The organism is Streptomyces nodosus (assembly GCF_008704995.1).
Taxonomy (GTDB): Bacteria; Actinomycetota; Actinomycetes; order Streptomycetales; family Streptomycetaceae; genus Streptomyces; species Streptomyces nodosus.
The window spans coordinates 1580767-1596602 of the sequence record NZ_CP023747.1; the positions used below are offsets into that span (position 1 = coordinate 1580767).

The following is a 15836-nucleotide window of genomic DNA, read 5'->3' on the forward strand; positions in this document are numbered from 1 at the left end:
GACCGCCCAACGGCGGCCTGGTGGATGGGGTGGGTGGCGCCGCCCGCAAAGACGGCGTCGGCGGAGTCTAAGCGAGTCCGCACGCGTGGAACAACGCTCAGCATGGCATCGAGGTTCCTGACGGGGCAGAGTCCCGCGCCGTCACGCCCCGAACAGGTCCTGTTGTCCCTTTCCCCCGTCGGCCCCGGCCGGCGCGGTCAGACCGAGGTGCGCCCAGGCGGCCGGAGTGGCCACGCGTCCGCGCGGGGTACGGGCGAGCAGGCCCTCTCTGACCAGGAAGGGCTCGGCGACCTCCTCCACTGTCTCACGCTCCTCCCCCACCGCGACGGCGAGTGTGGACAGTCCGACCGGACCGCCAGCGAACAGCTTGAGCAGCGCCTGGAGGACGGCACGGTCCAGCCGGTCCAGACCCCGGGCGTCGACCTCGTACACGGAGAGCGCGGCGCCCGCGACCTCGCGGGTGATCACACCGTCGGCCTTGACCTGCGCATAGTCCCGGACGCGGCGCAGCAGACGGTTGGCGATACGGGGCGTGCCGCGGGACCGTCCGGCGATCTCGGCGGCGCCGTCGGGGTCGATCGCCACATCGAGCAGGTGTGCGGAGCGGTGGACGACGCGCTGGAGTTCGCCGGGCCCGTAGAACTCCATGTGCGCGGTGAAGCCGAACCGGTCGCGCAGCGGGGGCGGCAGCAGACCCGCCCGGGTGGTGGCGCCGACCAGGGTGAACGGCGGCAGTTCGAGGGGGATGGCGGTGGCGCCGGGTCCCTTGCCGACGATCACGTCGACCCGGAAGTCCTCCATCGCCATGTAGAGCATCTCCTCGGCGGGCCGGGACATGCGGTGGATCTCGTCGAGGAAGAGGACCTCGCCCTCCTGGAGGGAGGACAGGATCGCGGCGAGGTCGCCGGCGTGCTGGATGGCGGGGCCGCTGGTGATGCGGAGCGGGGCGCCCATCTCGGCCGCGATGATCATGGAGAGGGTGGTCTTGCCGAGACCGGGAGCGCCGGACAGCAGCACATGGTCGGCGGTGGCGCCCCGGGCGCGTGCCGCGCGCAGCACCAGATCGAGCTGTTCACGGACCTTCTCCTGGCCGATGAACTCGTCCAGGTCCTTGGGGCGCAGGGCGGCCTCGACGGCCTGGTCCTCGCGGTCGGCTGACGCGCCGACGAGCCGCTCGGGGGCAGTGGCGTCGGTCGTGTCGTCCCAGTTCATCGGTGATGCCTCGCGGTCTCGTGGTGGCACGGTGGTTCGCGGCGGGCGCCCCTGCGCGGGCCCCGCCCGCGGGCTCCGGTCGGCACGCTCCGATCGGAGCGTGCGCCGGTCAGCGGGCCCGGTTCAGTGTCTGCAGGGCCGCCTTGAGGAGGGCTCCCACCTGGGGTGTTCCCCCGGCGGCCGCGGCCTGCGGGGCGACCGCGGCGACGGCCTCCTCGGCCTCGCGGCCGGCGTACCCGAGACCGATCAGGGCGGAGTGCAGCTGGTCGCGCCAGCCGGCGGCGGCCGGGGCGGCGGCCGCGGGGGCGCCCACCGGCTCGCCCAGCCGGTCCTTCAGTTCGAGCAGCAGCTTCTGGGCGCCCTTCTTGCCGATGCCGGGGACGGCGGTGAGCGCCTTCTCGTCACCGGTCGCCATGGCGCGGCGCAGAGCGTCCGGGCTGTGCACCGCCAGCATGGCCTGGGCCAGGCGCGGGCCGACGCCGCTCGCGGTCTGGAGCAGCTCGAAGACCTGGCGCTCGTCGTCGTCCGCGAAGCCGTACAGGGTCAGCGAGTCCTCGCGGACCACCAGGGAGGTGGCGAGCCGGGCCTGCTCGCCGGTGCGCAGCCCGGAAAGTGTGCCCGGGGTGCACTGGACGGCGATGCCGAGGCCGCCCACCTCGATCACCGCGGCGTCCGGGGCGAGGGCGGCGACCGGGCCGCTCACGAAGGCGATCATGCGGTGCGGCCTTTCGTCGTGTGCAGGGCGACGGCCTGCTGGAGGCGGTTCTTGGCGGGGGCGCGCCAGATGTGACAGATGGCGAGGGCGAGGGCGTCCGCGGCGTCCGCCGGCTTCGGGGGCGCGTCGAGCCGGAGCAGCCGGGTGACCATGGCTCCGACCTGGGCCTTGTCGGCTCGTCCTGTGCCGGTGACGGCGGCCTTGACCTCGCTCGGGGTGTGCAGGGCGACGGGGATGCCGCGGCGGGCGGCGCAGAGCATCGCGACGGCGCTGGCCTGGGCGGTGCCCATCACCGTGCGCACATTGTGCTGGCTGAAGACCCGCTCCACGGCCACGAACTCGGGTCGGTGCTCGTCGAGCCAGCGCTCTATGCCCCGCTCGACGGCGACCAGACGGTCGCCGAGTTCGTCGTCGGGGGGCGTACGGACGACTCCGACGCCGAGCATGGTCAGCGGCCGGCCCGGCACTCCCTCGACGACGCCGACGCCGCACCGCGTCAGCCCCGGGTCCACCCCCAGTACGCGCACGCGCCCCTCCCTGTCCCTCGCTGATTCGTGCAGGCTATCGGGTGCCACCGACAACGGCCCGCACAGCAACGGGCCGACGGGGTGTTCTCCCGTCGGCCCGTCGGATTCCGAGGTGGCGCTATGCCCCCACCTTCTCCATGATCTCGTCGCTCACATCGAAGTTGGCGAAGACGTTCTGCACGTCGTCGCTGTCCTCCAGGGCGTCGATCAGCTTGAAGATCTTCTTGGCGCCCTCTTCGTCCAGATCGACCTGCATGGTCGGGACAAAGTTGGCCTCGGCGGAGTCGTAGTCGATCCCGGCCTCCTGGAGGGCGCTGCGGACCGCGACCAGGTCGGTGGCCTCGCTGAGCACCTCGAAGGACTCGCCGAGGTCGTTGACCTCCTCGGCGCCCGCGTCCAGCACGGCGCCCAGCACGTCGTCCTCGGTCAGCTCGCCCTTGGGGACGATCACCACGCCCTTGCGGTTGAACATGTACGAGACGGAGCCGGGGTCGGCCATGGAGCCGCCGTTGCGGGTCATGGCGACACGGACGTCGGAGGCGGCGCGGTTGCGGTTGTCGGTGAGGCACTCGATGAGCACCGCGACCCCGTTCGGGCCGTAGCCCTCGTACATGATCGTCTCGTAGTCGGCGCCACCGGCCTCCAGGCCCGCGCCGCGCTTGATCGCCGAGTCGATGTTCTTGTTCGGGACCGACTGCTTCTTGGCCTTCTGGACGGCGTCGTAGAGGGTCGGGTTGCCCTCCACGTCGGCACCGCCCATGCGGGCCGCGACCTCGACGTTCTTGATCAGCTTCGCGAAGAGCTTGCCGCGCTTGGCGTCGATGACGGCCTTCTTGTGCTTCGTCGTGGCCCATTTAGAGTGGCCGGACATCTGCCTGTCTCCTTCGCGTAACCCATCTCCGTAAACGAACGTCAGAGATCCTACAAGGACTCCGCCGCCCGGTCGGCGCGGACGATGTCCACGAACAGGGCGTGCACACGGTGGTCCCCGGTCAGCTCCGGGTGGAACGACGTGGCCAGCGCGTTGCCCTGGCGTACGGCGACGATGTGCCCGTCGTGCTCGGCGAGCACCTCGGCCCCGGCACCGACGGACTCGACCCAGGGGGCGCGGATGAAGACGCCCTCTACAGGATCGCCCCCGATCCCGGCGACGTCGACCGCCGCCTCGAAGGACTCGTTCTGACGTCCGAAGGCATTGCGGCGGACGATCATGTCGATCCCGCCGACGGTCTCCTGGCCCGAGCGCGGGTCGAGGATCTTGTCGGCGAGCATGATCATGCCCGCGCAGGTGCCGTAGACGGGCATGCCGTCCCGCACCCGCGCGCGCAGGGGCTCCATCACTCCGAAGAGGTGGGCCAGCTTGGAGATGGTGGTGGACTCGCCGCCGGGGAGGACGAGGCCGTCGACCTCGGCGAGCTCTTCGGGGCGCCGCACCGGCCTGGCCACGGCGTCCGCCGCGGCCAGGGCGATGAGGTGCTCCCGTACGTCGCCCTGGAGAGCCAGGACGCCAACGACGGGTGCGCCGGTCATGTAGGGGGTGTCCTCTGCGGTGTCGTACCGGTCCGCGTCACCAACCGCGGTTGGCGTAGCGCTCGTTCTCGGGGAGGGTGTCGCAGTTGATGCCCACCATGGCCTCGCCGAGGTTGCGGGACGCCTCCGCGATGATCTTGGGGTCGTCGTAGAAGGTGGTCGCCTTGACGATGGCGGCGGCGCGCTTGGCCGGGTCACCGGACTTGAAGATGCCGGAGCCGACGAAGACGCCCTCGGCGCCCAGCTGGCGCATCAGCGCGGCGTCGGCAGGGGTGGCCACGCCGCCGGCGGAGAACAGCACGACCGGGAGCTTGCCCAGCTCGGCGACCTCCTTGACCAGCTCGTACGGGGCGCGCAGCTCCTTGGCGGCGGCGTACAGCTCGTGGCTGTCGTAGCCGCGCAGCCGGGCGATCTCGTTCTTGATCTGGCGCAGATGGCGGACCGCCTCGACGACGTTGCCGGTGCCGGCCTCGCCCTTGGAGCGGATCATGGCCGCGCCCTCGGCGATACGGCGCAGGGCCTCGCCCAGGTTGGTGGCACCGCAGACGAACGGCGTGGTGAAGCCCCACTTGTCGGAGTGGTTGACCTCGTCGGCCGGGGTCAGCACCTCGGACTCGTCGATGTAGTCCACGCCGAGGGACTGCAGGACCTGGGCCTCCACGAAGTGGCCGATCCGCGACTTGGCCATGACCGGGATGGAGACGGCCTCGATGATGCCTTCGATCATGTCCGGGTCGGACATGCGTGCCACCCCGCCGTCCTTGCGGATGTCGGCCGGGACCCGCTCCAGGGCCATGACGGCGACGGCGCCCGCGTCCTCGGCGATCTTCGCCTGTTCCGGAGTGACGACATCCATGATCACGCCGCCCTTGAGCTGCTCGGCCATACCACGCTTGACGCGGGCGGTTCCGGTCTCGGGCGTCTGGGGGGTGGAGAGCGTGCTGGACACGGGTGGGACCTCACTTGAAGACGAGGGAATCTGCTCGAAAGAGGAAACGGGAGGAGAACAGTCCGCTACAAGGGCCAATGAGGAGGTGGTGGATCGTTTTACCGCTTTGCCGGAAACCGGAGGGTCCACGGACACCGCGGCGGGACGGGCGGCGAGGCCCTCGGTGTGCCCGATTCCCCCGGGTCCGCGGCGGTCGCCCGGTAGCCTTGCCGCCCGTGACCGCAACCCTGATCTGGATCCTTGTCGCCCTGGTCGCGATCGGCCTCTATCTGAGCTGGACCGCGGGGCGCCTCGACCGGCTGCACTCCCGTATCGACGCGGCCCGCGCGGCGCTCGACGCACAGCTGCTGCGGCGGGCCTCGGTGGCGCAGGAGCTGGCGACCTCAGGAGTGCTCGACCCGGCCGCCTCGATCGTCCTGTACGAGGCCGCGCACGCGGCCCGGCAGGCGGAGGAGGAGCAGCGGGAGGTCGCCGAGAGCGAGCTCAGTCAGGCGCTGCGGGCCGTCTTCTCCGAGGCCCAGCAGGTGGAGGCCGTACGGGAGGCACCCGGCGGGGAGGCGGCGGCCGGGGAACTCACCGAGGCGGTACGGCGGGTGCCGATGGCCCGGCGGTTCCACAACGACGCGGTACGGGCGGCCCGGGCACTGCGCCGCCACCGCAAGGTGCGCTGGTTCCGCCTGGCCGGCCACGCGCCGTTCCCCCTCGCCTTCGAAATGGACGACGAACCCCCGACCCCCCTCCTGGACCGCACCCCGGTCTGAGAAGCGCCCCCGCCAGGGACACTCCGGGCACAGGTCACCGTGCCGCCAGGGGCGCGGGGAACTGCGCGACCAGCCACAACGCACCCGCACCGACCCACCAAGCGCACCCACCCACGACCGCACGCCCGACCGAACCCCGGGCAAAGAGCTCAGTCGCGGACCAGCCCCAGCCGGGCCCTCAGCCCCGTGCGCTCGTCCGTCGCCACCGCCGCCGCGCCGTCCGTCACCGTCTCGTAGACGGACAGAATGTCCGCCCCCACCGTCGACCAGTCGAAGCGCCGCACATGCGCACTGCCCCGCGCGCACAGCTCCGCACGCCGCGCCGGGTCCTCCAACAGCCGCACGGCCGCCTCGGCGAGCGCGTCGGCGTCCTCGTTGGCGAAGAGTTCCCCGGCCGCGCCCCGGTCCAGGACCTGGGCGAAGGCGTCGAGGTCGGAGGCGAGCACCGGCGCCCCCGCGGACATCGCCTCCACCAGGATGATCCCGAAGCTCTCACCCCCGGTGTTGGGCGCCACATACAGGTCGACGCTGCGCAGCAGCCGCGCCTTGTCCTCGTCGCTGACCATCCCGAGGAACTCCACCCGCGGGCGCAGCTCGGCGGGGAGCGTCGCCACCGCCTCCTCCTCGTCGCCACGCCCGGCCACCAGCAGCCGGGCCCCGGGCCGGGCGGCCAGGATCTTCGGCAGGGCCTTCATCAGGACCGGCAGCCCCTTGCGCGGTTCGTCGATCCGCCCGATGAAGCCGATGGTGTCGCCCTGCCACTCGGCCCTGGGCTCGGCCTTCGCGAAGAAGTCGACGTCCACCCCGTTCGGGATCACCACCGCGTCGCCGCCCAGGTGCTCGACCAGGGTGCGCCGCGCGTACTCGCTCACCGCGATCCGTGCGCTGATCTTCTCCAGGGCCGCCTGGAGGATCGCATAGGCGGCGATCATCGCCCGGGACCGCGGGTTGGAGGTGTGGAAGGTCGCCACGATCGGGCCCTGCGCCGCCCAGCAGGCCAGCAGGCCCAGCGACGGCGAGGCCGGCTCATGGATGTGGATCACGTCGAAGGCGCCGTCGTGCAGCCAGCGCCGCACCCGGGCGGCGCTGAGGAAGCCGAAGTTCAGCCGGGCCACCGAGCCGTTGTACGGCACCGGGACGGCACGGCCGGCCGAGACCACGTACGGCGGGAGCGGGGTGTCGTCGTCCGCGGGGGCGAGCACCGAGACCTCGTGCCCGAGCCGGATGAAATACTCCGCCAGGTCGCGGATGTGGAACTGGACGCCGCCCGGCACGTCCCAGGAGTACGGGCAGACGATGCCGATCCTCACGCCGTCCCCTTCCCGGACTCCGGGGGCGCCTTCGCGGGATCCAGGTCGTCGAGCCACAGGCGTTGCAGCATGTGCCAGTCCTCCGGGTGCTCGGCGATCCCCTGGGCGAAGGCGTCGGCCAGCGCCTGTGTCATGAGGGACGTCTGCTCGGCCCGGGTACCTGACTGCGGTACCTCGACCGGGGGATGGACGCGCCCCCGCATGACGGGAGAGTCGTCGTACCAGAGGGTCACCGGCAGCAGCAGTGCCCCGGTCTGCTGGGCGAGCAGCGCGGGTCCCGCGGGCATCCGGGCCGTCTCGCCGAAGAAGGAGACCTCGACCCCGGAGGAGGACAGATCGCGGTCGGCCACCAGACAGACCAGGCCGCCGTCGCGCAGCCGCCGGGCCAGGGTGCCGAACGCGGAGCCGCCGGTGTGCGGCAGCACCTCCATGCCCAGGCCCTCGCGGTAGGCGACGAAACGGTCGTAGAGCGACTCGGGCCTGAGCCGCTCGGCGACCGTGGTGAACGGGGTCTCCAGCGCGGTGGTGACCCAGGCCCCCGCCAGGTCCCAGTTGGCCAGGTGCGGCAGCGCGAGCACCACGCCCCGGCCCGAGGCGAGGCCGTCGGTGAGGTGATGTATGTCCTTGGCCTCGAAGCCGTTCCTGACCCGGTCGGCGCTCCAGGCCGGCAGCCGGAAGGACTCCATCCAGTAGCGCAGATACGAGCGCATGCCCGCCCGGCTCAGCTCGGCGAGCCGCGCGGGGCTCGCGTCCGGCACCACCCGTGCGTAGTTGCTCTCGAGCCGTAGTACGCCCTTGCCGCGCCGCTTCCAGGCGAGGTCCGCGACGGTCCGGCCCAGCCGGGTGGCGACGGGTTCCGGCAGCGTCTTCACCGCGCTCCAGCCGAGGCCGTAGAGCCCGTCCGTCAGCCGTTCCTTGAGGCTGGTCACGTCGCCGCCCCGCTCGCCCGTCGGTCCTGCCCGGTGTTCACTGCGCGGCCCCGCTCCCGTGCGAGGTCCCCTGTGAGGCATTCTCGCCCTTCTGCAGGGCCGCCGCGGCATCCGCCTCGGCCGCTTCCCTGCGCACCGTGACCACCCGCTGGACCAGGGTGACCAGGCTGCCGACGGCGACGATCCACAGCGCGATCGGCAGCAGCACCTGGATGCCGGGCACACCGAACGCGTGCAGCCCCGCGAAACCGGCCGCGACCAGCGAGATCACCAGCCGCTCCGCGCGCTCCACCAGCCCGTTGACCGCGACGGGCAGTCCGATCGACTCGCCGCGGGCCTTGGTGTAGGACACCACCTGGCCGCTGGCCAGACAGAAGATCGAGACCGCGCACAGCATGACGTTGTTCCCGGTGCCCGCGTACCACAGGGCGAAGCCGCCGAAGATCGCTCCGTCGGCGACCCGGTCGAGCGTGGAGTCCAGGAAGGCGCCCCAGCGGCTGGAGCGGCCCAGCTGGCGTGCCATGTTGCCGTCGACGAGGTCCGAGAACACGAACAGGGTGATGACGACCGTGCCCCAGAAGAACTCGCCCCGGGGATAGAAGACCAGTGCGCCCGCGACCACTCCGGCGGTACCGATCAGCGTGACCGTGTCGGGACTGACGCCCCTGCGGATCAGAAACGCGGCGAACGGTGTGAGGACACGCGTGAAGAATGCACGCGCGTACTTGTTCAGCATGGCCTTCCCGGAGGGTCGTGGGCCGCGCGTCCCCTGCTGGCCGCCGGCTGGCCCATGGTAGCCACGCATACCCATACGTGACGGGCGGGCACCCACACTCCGTGTCACGTCATGATCGCGCCCGGGTCACGGCCCGATCGCGGCCGACGGCCACCGGGGGGCGACGGGATCGCGTCATTCGTATGGACGCACCATGTCGCGAGTGCGAAGCTCGAAGACACCGCGGGCGTCGTCGGAGCCGCCGTCGCGGATCGGATGTCCGCGCCCACAGTGACCTCACCGTGCACGGGAGGCAAGGCCATGGGCGACAAGGCGAACACACACACCGGAGCCGCCGGCAGGGCTCCGGCGGCCGACCACCCCGCGTCCGTACGGAACGTGGTACTGGTCGGCCACAGCGGAGCGGGCAAGACGACCCTGGTGGAGGCGCTCGCGCTGACCGCGGGAGCGGTGAACCGGGCGGGCCGCGTGGAGGACGGCGGCACCGTCTCGGACTACGACGAGATCGAGCACCGGCAGCAGCGCTCGGTGCAGCTCTCCCTGGTCCCCGTCGACTGGGACGGGGTCAAGATCAATGTGCTGGACACCCCCGGGTACGCCGACTTCGTCGGTGAGCTGCGGGCCGGTCTGCGCGCCGCGGACGCGGCCCTCTTCGTGGTCTCGGCCTCCGACGGCGTGGACGGCTCGACCCGGATGGTGTGGGAGGAGTGCGCGGCCGTCGGCATGCCGCGGGCCATCGTGATCACGCATCTGGAGACCGCGCGCGCCGACTTCGAGGAGATGACCCGGATCTGCGCCCAGGTCTTCGGCCGGGACGACCCCGACGCCGTGCTGCCGCTGTATCTGCCGCTGCGGGACGGCCCGGGACCGGACGGACACGCGCCCGTGACCGGGCTGATCGGTCTGCTGACCCGGCAGTTGTTCGACTACTCCTCCGGCGAGCGCAAGGAGTCCGAGCCGGGTCCCGACCAACTGCCGCTGATCGAGGAGGCCCGCAACCGGCTGATCGAGGGGATCATCGCGGAGAGCGAGGACGAGACCCTCATGGACCGCTATCTGGGCGGTGCGGACATCGACCTCGACACCCTGGTCCAGGACCTTGAGCGGGCCGTCGCACGCGGAAGCTTCTTCCCGGTGCTGGCCGCCGCCCCCGCCGCCGAGGGCGCCCGCAAGGGCCTCGGCACCGTCGAACTCCTCGAGCTGATCCGGCGCGGCTTCCCCACCCCGCTGGAGCGGGACGGGCTCACGGTCTCCACCCCGGACGGCAAACAGCGCGACCTCACGCTGTGCGACCCGGACGGGCCGCTGGTGGCGGAGGTCGTCAAGACCTCGTCCGACCCGTATGTGGGCCGGGTCTCGCTGGTCCGGGTGTTCTCGGGCACCCTGCGTCCCGACGAGACGGTGCATGTGTCCGGGCACGGGCTGACCGACCGCGGCCATGAGGACCACGACGTCGACGAACGCGTCGGCGCCCTGTCCGCGCCCTTCGGCAAACAGCAGCGCCCCCTGACCCACTGTGTCGCGGGCGACCTGGCGTGCGTGGCGAAACTCAGCCGGGCCGAGACCGGGGACACCCTCTCGGCCACGGACGACCCGCTGCTCATGGCGCCCTGGGAGATGCCGGACCCGCTGCTGCCGATCGCCATCAGGGCGCACAGCAAGCCGGACGAGGACAAGCTCAGCCAGGGACTGGCCCGACTGGTCGCCGAGGACCCGACCATGCGCCTCGAGCAGAACCAGGACACCCACCAGGTGGTGCTGTGGTGTCTGGGCGAGGCGCACGCGGACGTCGCCCTGGAACGGCTGCGCACCCGGTACGGCGTCCAGGTCGACGTGGTCCCGTACCGGGTCTCCCTGCGGGAGACGTTCGCGGGCCGCTCCGCCGGGCGCGGCCGGCACGTCAAGCAGTCCGGCGGGCACGGCCAGTACGCGATCTGCGCCATCGAGGTCGAACCGCTGCCCGGCGGCTCCGGCATCGAGTTCGTGGACAAGGTGGTCGGCGGGGCCGTACCGCGGCAGTTCATCCCGTCCGTCGAGAAGGGCGTCCGCGCCCAGGCCGCCAGGGGTGTGGCGGCCGGATACCCGCTCGTCGACGTCCGGGTGACGCTCCTGGACGGCAAGGCCCACTCCGTGGACTCCTCGGACGCCGCCTTCCAGACCGCGGGTGCGCTCGCCCTGCGGGAGGCCGCGGGCGACGCCACGATCCATCTGCTGGAACCGGTCGCCGAGGTGACGGTGCTGGTCGGGGACGACTATGTCGGCGCCGTGATGAGCGACCTGTCCGGGCGGCGCGGCCGGGTGGTGGGCACCGAACAGACAAGCGGCGGGCGCACCTTGATACGGGCCGAGGTGCCGGAGATCGAGATCGGCCGGTACTTGGTCGATCTGCGCTCCCTCTCGCACGGCACCGCACGCTTCAGCCGCTCCTACGCACGGCATGAACCGATGCCGCCGCAGCTCGCGGCGAAGGTCAGGGAACAGGCGCAGGATGCCCCGTAGGTGAACCGGTGTTCGTCTCCGCTCCCCCTCGGCGGACGGCTTCGGCCGTCCGCCGACGAACAGCGCGGTCCCCGGATACGCTGATCACCTGATCGGGTCGAGCGTCGGCCGTCGAGCGCCGAGTTGAGACAAGATCAGCGGACGGCCTGTTCAACAGGTGTGCGGAGCAAGGAAGTCGGGAAAGCCGCAGAAGCGGGATCGGCGGCGATGGGGGCGGGCAGTGACGGACGGATTCGATTTCAGCCCCGGGGCACAGGTGCCCCTCTCGGGCTCCGCGGGCCAGACGGCGGCGACCTACGCCCTGGCCTCGGCGGCCTATCGGGACGACGACGAGGTCTCGAAGATCCTCGAAGCCGACAACGAGTGGCACCAGTCGACGGTCAAGGAGCCCCGTTCCTGGGCGAAGATCTTCCGCCCGAAACTCGGCGAGGCCTACTCCCGCGCGGTGATCGACCGCATGCTGGGCGCCGGCCGCAAGCCCCTCATCCAGTCCTTCGGCCTCGAACCGCAGGTGATCGTCGAACACTGCCTGGCGGCCCACCGCATCCGCCGCGACCGCGACAACTGGCTCTCGGCGGTGACGGTCCTGTGCGGGGTGCTCTTCCTGCCGGGATTCCTGCTGTGGCTGCTGGTGTTCCAGATCCGGACCACCCTCGGCAAGCGGGCGGACAAACGCGCCGGCGCCCTGGCCACGGCCCTCCTGGTCGGCGTCGGCATCTTCGCCGTGATCTTCCTGATCCGGATGCCTTTCACGGGTTTCTGGGCGTGGTACGGGCGTGCGGCGGTCGTCATGCCGGTCGTCGGCTGGTTCTGGGCCAAGCGGATCTGTGAACGCACGGCGGCGGACCTGCGCGAGCGCTGGAGCAGCCTGCTGGCCGGCGGCGGCCTGGGCGCCAAGATCCCCGAGGCGGTGCCCGGCAACCCCGGCGACGCGGCCGAGCAGCTGCGCAAGGAGCTCGCCCGGCTGAGCGCCGAACAGCGCTCCAACTCCGTCTTCTACGCAGGTCCCAAGGGCATCCTCGGCATGGGCACCCGCTGGGGCAGCTGGCAGCTGGCCGAGGACCTGGTCTCGGCCGTACCGGGGAAGGAGTTCCACCCCTTCCGCAGCTGGGACGTCATCACCGCGATCCAAGGTGATCTGGCGATGCTGGAGCGGACCTCCATCAACACCGGCGGCTTCCCGAAGCCCTCCATAACGCACTGGATCGTCACCCCGGTCGGTGAGAACGCCAAGGCCGTGTCACGGCCGAGCGGTGCCGACATGGACGCGTACACGATCAAGACGCACGCGATACAGGACATCTGCAACAAGCAGCAGTTCGGCAGCGGCAACCGGCACTATCTCGGCGTCCAGTGGACGCTGTGGGACGGGCAGTTGGTCATCACCATGCTCATCACGGTGACCGTGCTGCACGACACCCTGCGCATCGAGGTCACCGGGCACGCCCTGGGCCCCGTCAACGGTCTGTTCGCCTCCAAGCCCGCGGCCAAGGAGAAGGAGGTGCAGAAGGCGGTCAAGTTCTGGGAGACCCGGAAGGTGAAACTTCCACTGGTCGACACCGACGAGGTCGTACGGCTCGCCGCACGCGCCCCGCTCACCTGGTATCCGCCGCTCCTCAACTGGCTCGGCGGCTCGCTGGGCCTCCCCGAGCCGTTCGGACTGCGTCACGCCTGGGCCGACCAGCCCTGGCGGCACCGCTTCATGGCGGACGACGCCCTGCGCGCGGCCGCTCCGGTGCTGCGCGTGGTGCACTCGGCGGCGATCCGGGTCCTCAGGGACAACGGGGTGGACGTGGAGAAGTTCGGCAACCGGTCCTCGTTCCTCAGCGGCGCGGTGCAGGACCCGTCGCCGGGCAAGGCCGACCTGTACAACGCGTAGCGCTCCCCGCGGCCGGACGGTCCCCGCGCCCCGCGCGGGTGGGCCGTCCCCGGGGGCTGCCGGCCCCCGGGCGTGCGCTCCGGCCGCGGCGTGCCCGCCTCAGGCGCCGGACGGTCCGGCTTCCGTGGGCCAGGCCTCCGCGAGCATCTTCCTGGTGTCGGCCAGCAGCTGCGGCAGCACCTTGGTGTGACCCACCACCGGCATGAAATTGGTGTCCCCGCCCCAGCGGGGAACGATGTGCTGGTGCAGATGGGCCGCGATGCCCGCGCCGGCGACCGTGCCCTGGTTCATGCCGATGTTGAAGCCATGGGCGCCGGAGGCGGTGCGCAGGGCGGTCATCGCCTGCTTGGTCAGCTCGGCGAGCTCCGCGGTCTCCGGCTCCGTCAGATCGGTGTAGTCGGCGACATGGCGGTAGGGCACCACCATCAGATGGCCGCCGTTGTACGGGTAGAGATTGAGCACCGCGTACACCTGTTCGCCGCGCCGGACGATCAGGCCGTCCTCGTCTGACTTGGCCGGGATCGAGCAGAACGGGCAGCCGTCGCCGGCACCCGGACCGGTCGGCTTGTTCTCCCCCTGGATGTAGGCCATCCGGTGGGGCGTCCACAGGCGCTGGAACGCGTCCTGCGTCCCCACTCCGATCTGCTGCTCCGGCTCACTCGTCATGCAGTGCAGCATATGGCGTCGCCCGTTCGCGGCGTGTCGGCGGGGCTCCGCGACCGGCGACCGGTGCGGGCCCGGAACCGACGACGGAGGGCCCCGGGGAATGCGCCCGGGGCCCTCCGTCAGGTGCGGGTCAGGTCAGACCTGGGCCCGCTCCTCGACGACCGTCAGGATCTTGGCGATGGCCTCGTCGAACGGGATGCCGTTCTCCTGCGACCCGTCCCGGAAGCGGAAGGAGACCGATCCGTTGGACATGTCCTCGTCGCCCGCGATGACCATGAAGGGCACCTTCTGCTTCTGGGCGTTGCGGATCTTCTTCTGCATACGGTCCGAGGAGGAGTCCACCTCGACGCGCAGGCCCTTGGCGCGGGCCGCCGCGGTGAACTTCTCCAGATACTCCACATGCGCGTCGCCGATCGGGATACCGACCGCCTGCACCGGCGCCAGCCACGCCGGGAACGCGCCCGCGTAGTGCTCCAGGAGCACCGCGAAGAAGCGCTCGATGGAACCGAACAGGGCCCGGTGGATCATGACCGGGCGCTGCTTGGAGCCGTCCGGGCCCGTGTAGGCGAGGTCGAAGCGCTCCGGCAGGTTGAAGTCCAGCTGGACCGTCGACATCTGCCAGGTGCGGCCGATCGCGTCCTTGGCCTGGACGGAGATCTTCGGGCCGTAGAAGGCCGCGCCGCCCGGGTCCGGGACCAGCGGCAGGCCCTGCTTCTCCGCGACCTGGCGCAGGGTCTCGGTGGCCTCCTCCCAGGCCTCGTCGGAGCCCACGAACTTCTCCGGGTCCTTGGTGGACAGCTCCAGATAGAAGTCGGTGAGGCCGTAGTCGCGCAGCAGGTTCAGCACGAAGGTGAGCGTCCGGTCGAGCTCGTCGGCCATCTGCTCGCGCGTGCAGTAGATGTGCGCGTCGTCCTGGGTGAAGCCGCGGGCCCGGGTCAGTCCGTGCACCACGCCCGACTTCTCGTAGCGGTACACCGTCCCGAACTCGAAGAGGCGCAGCGGCAGTTCGCGGTAGGAGCGGCCGCGCGCGTCGAAGATCAGGTTGTGCATCGGGCAGTTCATGGGCTTGAGGTAGTAGTCCACGCCCTCGTCGAGCTGCATGGGCGGGTACATGCCGTCGGCGTACCAGTCCAGGTGGCCCGAGGTCTCGAAGAGCTTCCCCTTGGTGGCGTGCGGGGTGTAGACGAACTCGTAGCCCTCCTCCTCGTGGCGGCGCCGCGAGTAGTCCTCCATCACCCGGCGGACGATGCCGCCCCGGGGGTGGAAGACGGCGAGGCCGGAGCCGATCTGCTCCGGGACGGAGAACAGGTCGAGCTCGGCGCCGAGCTTGCGGTGGTCGCGCTTCTCGGCCTCGGCGAGGAAGTCCAGGTGCGCCTTCAGCTCGTCCTTGGAGGGCCAGGCGGTGCCGTAGATGCGCTGGAGCATGGGGTTCTTCTCGCTGCCGCGCCAGTAGGCGGCCGCGTTGCGCATCAGCTTGAAGGCCGGGATGTTCCGGGTGGTGGGCAGGTGGGGACCGCGGCAGAGGTCCTTCCAGCACAGCTCGCCGGTCTTGGCATCGAGGTTGTCGTAGATGGTCAGCTCGCCGGCGCCGACCTCGACGTCCGCGCCGTCGTCGCTGGAGGCGGAGCCCTTGAGGCCGATCAGCTCCAGCTTGTACGGCTCGTCGGCGAGCTCCTCGCGGGCGGCGTCGTCGGTGACCACGCGCCGCGAGAAGCGCTGGCCGCGCTTCTGGATCTCCTGCATCTTCTTCTCGATGGCCTTGAGATCCTCGGGGGTGAACGGCTTCTCGACGTCGAAGTCGTAGTAGAAGCCGTCCCTGACCGGCGGGCCGATGCCCAGCTTGGCCTCGGGGAAGATCTCCTGCACGGCCTGGGCCATCACATGTGCCGTCGAGTGGCGCAGGATGTTCAGACCGTCCTCGGAGGAGATCTCCACGGCCTCGACGGTCTCGCCGTCCCGCACCTGGTGGGCGAGGTCCTTGAGCTCTCCGCCCACGCGGGCGGCGATGATCGAGCGCTCGCCGGCGAAGAGCTCGGCGGCCGTGGTGCCCGTCGTCACCGTGCGCTCTTCCCGCTCGGAATCGCGTTGGATGATCACACGGACGTCTGACACCGGTCTCTCCT

Annotated in this window: 14 protein-coding genes; 3 read left to right on the forward strand and 11 right to left on the reverse strand. The window is 71.0% G+C overall.

The features are described from left to right. Positions 1 to 141: 141 nt before the first annotated feature. From ruvB to pdxS, 6 genes are all read right to left on the reverse strand, one after another. Positions 142 to 1212: a Holliday junction branch migration DNA helicase RuvB gene (ruvB, locus tag CP978_RS07145; protein WP_043438566.1), complete on the reverse strand. Its 1071-nt coding sequence runs from the start codon at positions 1210 to 1212 to the stop codon at positions 142 to 144. Positions 1213 to 1321: 109 nt separating this feature from the next. Continuing rightward, a complete protein-coding gene (gene ruvA, locus CP978_RS07150) occupies positions 1322 to 1927 on the reverse strand; it encodes a Holliday junction branch migration protein RuvA (protein ID WP_043438568.1) in 606 nt (201 codons plus the stop codon). After that, the gene (gene ruvC / locus CP978_RS07155) at positions 1924 to 2454 is read right to left on the reverse strand and encodes a crossover junction endodeoxyribonuclease RuvC (protein WP_043438569.1); all 531 of its coding nucleotides are present in this window, start codon (positions 2452 to 2454) and stop codon (positions 1924 to 1926) included. Before ruvC ends, ruvA begins: the two co-directional genes overlap by 4 nt. 118 nt (positions 2455 to 2572) lie before the next feature. After that, positions 2573 to 3325: a YebC/PmpR family DNA-binding transcriptional regulator gene (locus CP978_RS07160; protein WP_043438571.1), complete on the reverse strand. Its 753-nt coding sequence runs from the start codon at positions 3323 to 3325 to the stop codon at positions 2573 to 2575. A 50-nt stretch (positions 3326 to 3375) separates the two neighbouring features. Continuing rightward, the gene (pdxT, locus tag CP978_RS07165; protein WP_043438573.1) at positions 3376 to 3984 is read right to left on the reverse strand and encodes a pyridoxal 5'-phosphate synthase glutaminase subunit PdxT; all 609 of its coding nucleotides are present in this window, start codon (positions 3982 to 3984) and stop codon (positions 3376 to 3378) included. 37 nt (positions 3985 to 4021) lie between these two features. After that, positions 4022 to 4933, reverse strand: a complete 912-nt coding sequence (gene pdxS, locus CP978_RS07170; protein WP_043438574.1) for a pyridoxal 5'-phosphate synthase lyase subunit PdxS — start codon at positions 4931 to 4933, stop codon at positions 4022 to 4024. 215 nt (positions 4934 to 5148) lie between these two features. On the opposite strand from pdxS, the gene CP978_RS07175 reads away from it, so the two are divergent. Then, the gene (locus tag CP978_RS07175) at positions 5149 to 5694 is read left to right on the forward strand and encodes a LemA family protein (RefSeq protein WP_043438576.1); all 546 of its coding nucleotides are present in this window, start codon (positions 5149 to 5151) and stop codon (positions 5692 to 5694) included. A gap of 149 nt (positions 5695 to 5843) precedes the next feature. Here the strand turns inward: CP978_RS07175 and CP978_RS07180 are convergent, their stop codons facing one another. From CP978_RS07180 to pgsA, 3 genes are read right to left on the reverse strand one after another with little or no spacing between them, the layout of a single operon-like run. Beyond that, complete coding sequence (locus tag CP978_RS07180; protein WP_043438578.1) at positions 5844 to 7004, reverse strand: glycosyltransferase family 4 protein; 1161 nt, start codon at positions 7002 to 7004, stop codon at positions 5844 to 5846. Next, a complete protein-coding gene (locus tag CP978_RS07185; protein WP_043438580.1) occupies positions 7001 to 7933 on the reverse strand; it encodes a phosphatidylinositol mannoside acyltransferase in 933 nt (310 codons plus the stop codon). Before CP978_RS07185 ends, CP978_RS07180 begins: the two co-directional genes overlap by 4 nt. Before the next feature lie 37 nt (positions 7934 to 7970). After that, positions 7971 to 8669 carry a phosphatidylinositol phosphate synthase gene (gene pgsA / locus CP978_RS07190; protein WP_043438583.1) on the reverse strand — a complete coding sequence of 233 codons (699 nt, stop codon included), beginning with the start codon at positions 8667 to 8669 and terminating at the stop codon, positions 7971 to 7973. 300 nt (positions 8670 to 8969) lie between these two features. Here pgsA and CP978_RS07195 point away from each other — a divergent pair, with 300 nt between their 5' ends. Together CP978_RS07195 and CP978_RS07200 are read left to right on the forward strand one after the other, a co-directional pair. Then, the gene (locus CP978_RS07195; RefSeq protein ID WP_043438586.1) at positions 8970 to 11168 is read left to right on the forward strand and encodes an elongation factor G-like protein EF-G2; all 2199 of its coding nucleotides are present in this window, start codon (positions 8970 to 8972) and stop codon (positions 11166 to 11168) included. Positions 11169 to 11388: 220 nt separating this feature from the next. Then, entirely contained in the window at positions 11389 to 13047 is a 1659-nt protein-coding gene (locus CP978_RS07200) for a hypothetical protein (RefSeq protein ID WP_043438588.1), read from the forward strand. 99 nt (positions 13048 to 13146) lie between these two features. Here CP978_RS07200 and CP978_RS07205 read toward each other — a convergent pair whose 3' ends face one another. Next, entirely contained in the window at positions 13147 to 13725 is a 579-nt protein-coding gene (locus CP978_RS07205) for an HIT family protein (RefSeq protein ID WP_043438589.1), read from the reverse strand. A 123-nt stretch (positions 13726 to 13848) separates the two neighbouring features. Next, entirely contained in the window at positions 13849 to 15825 is a 1977-nt protein-coding gene (thrS, locus tag CP978_RS07210) for a threonine--tRNA ligase (RefSeq protein WP_043438590.1), read from the reverse strand. Positions 15826 to 15836: the final 11 nt, after the last annotated feature.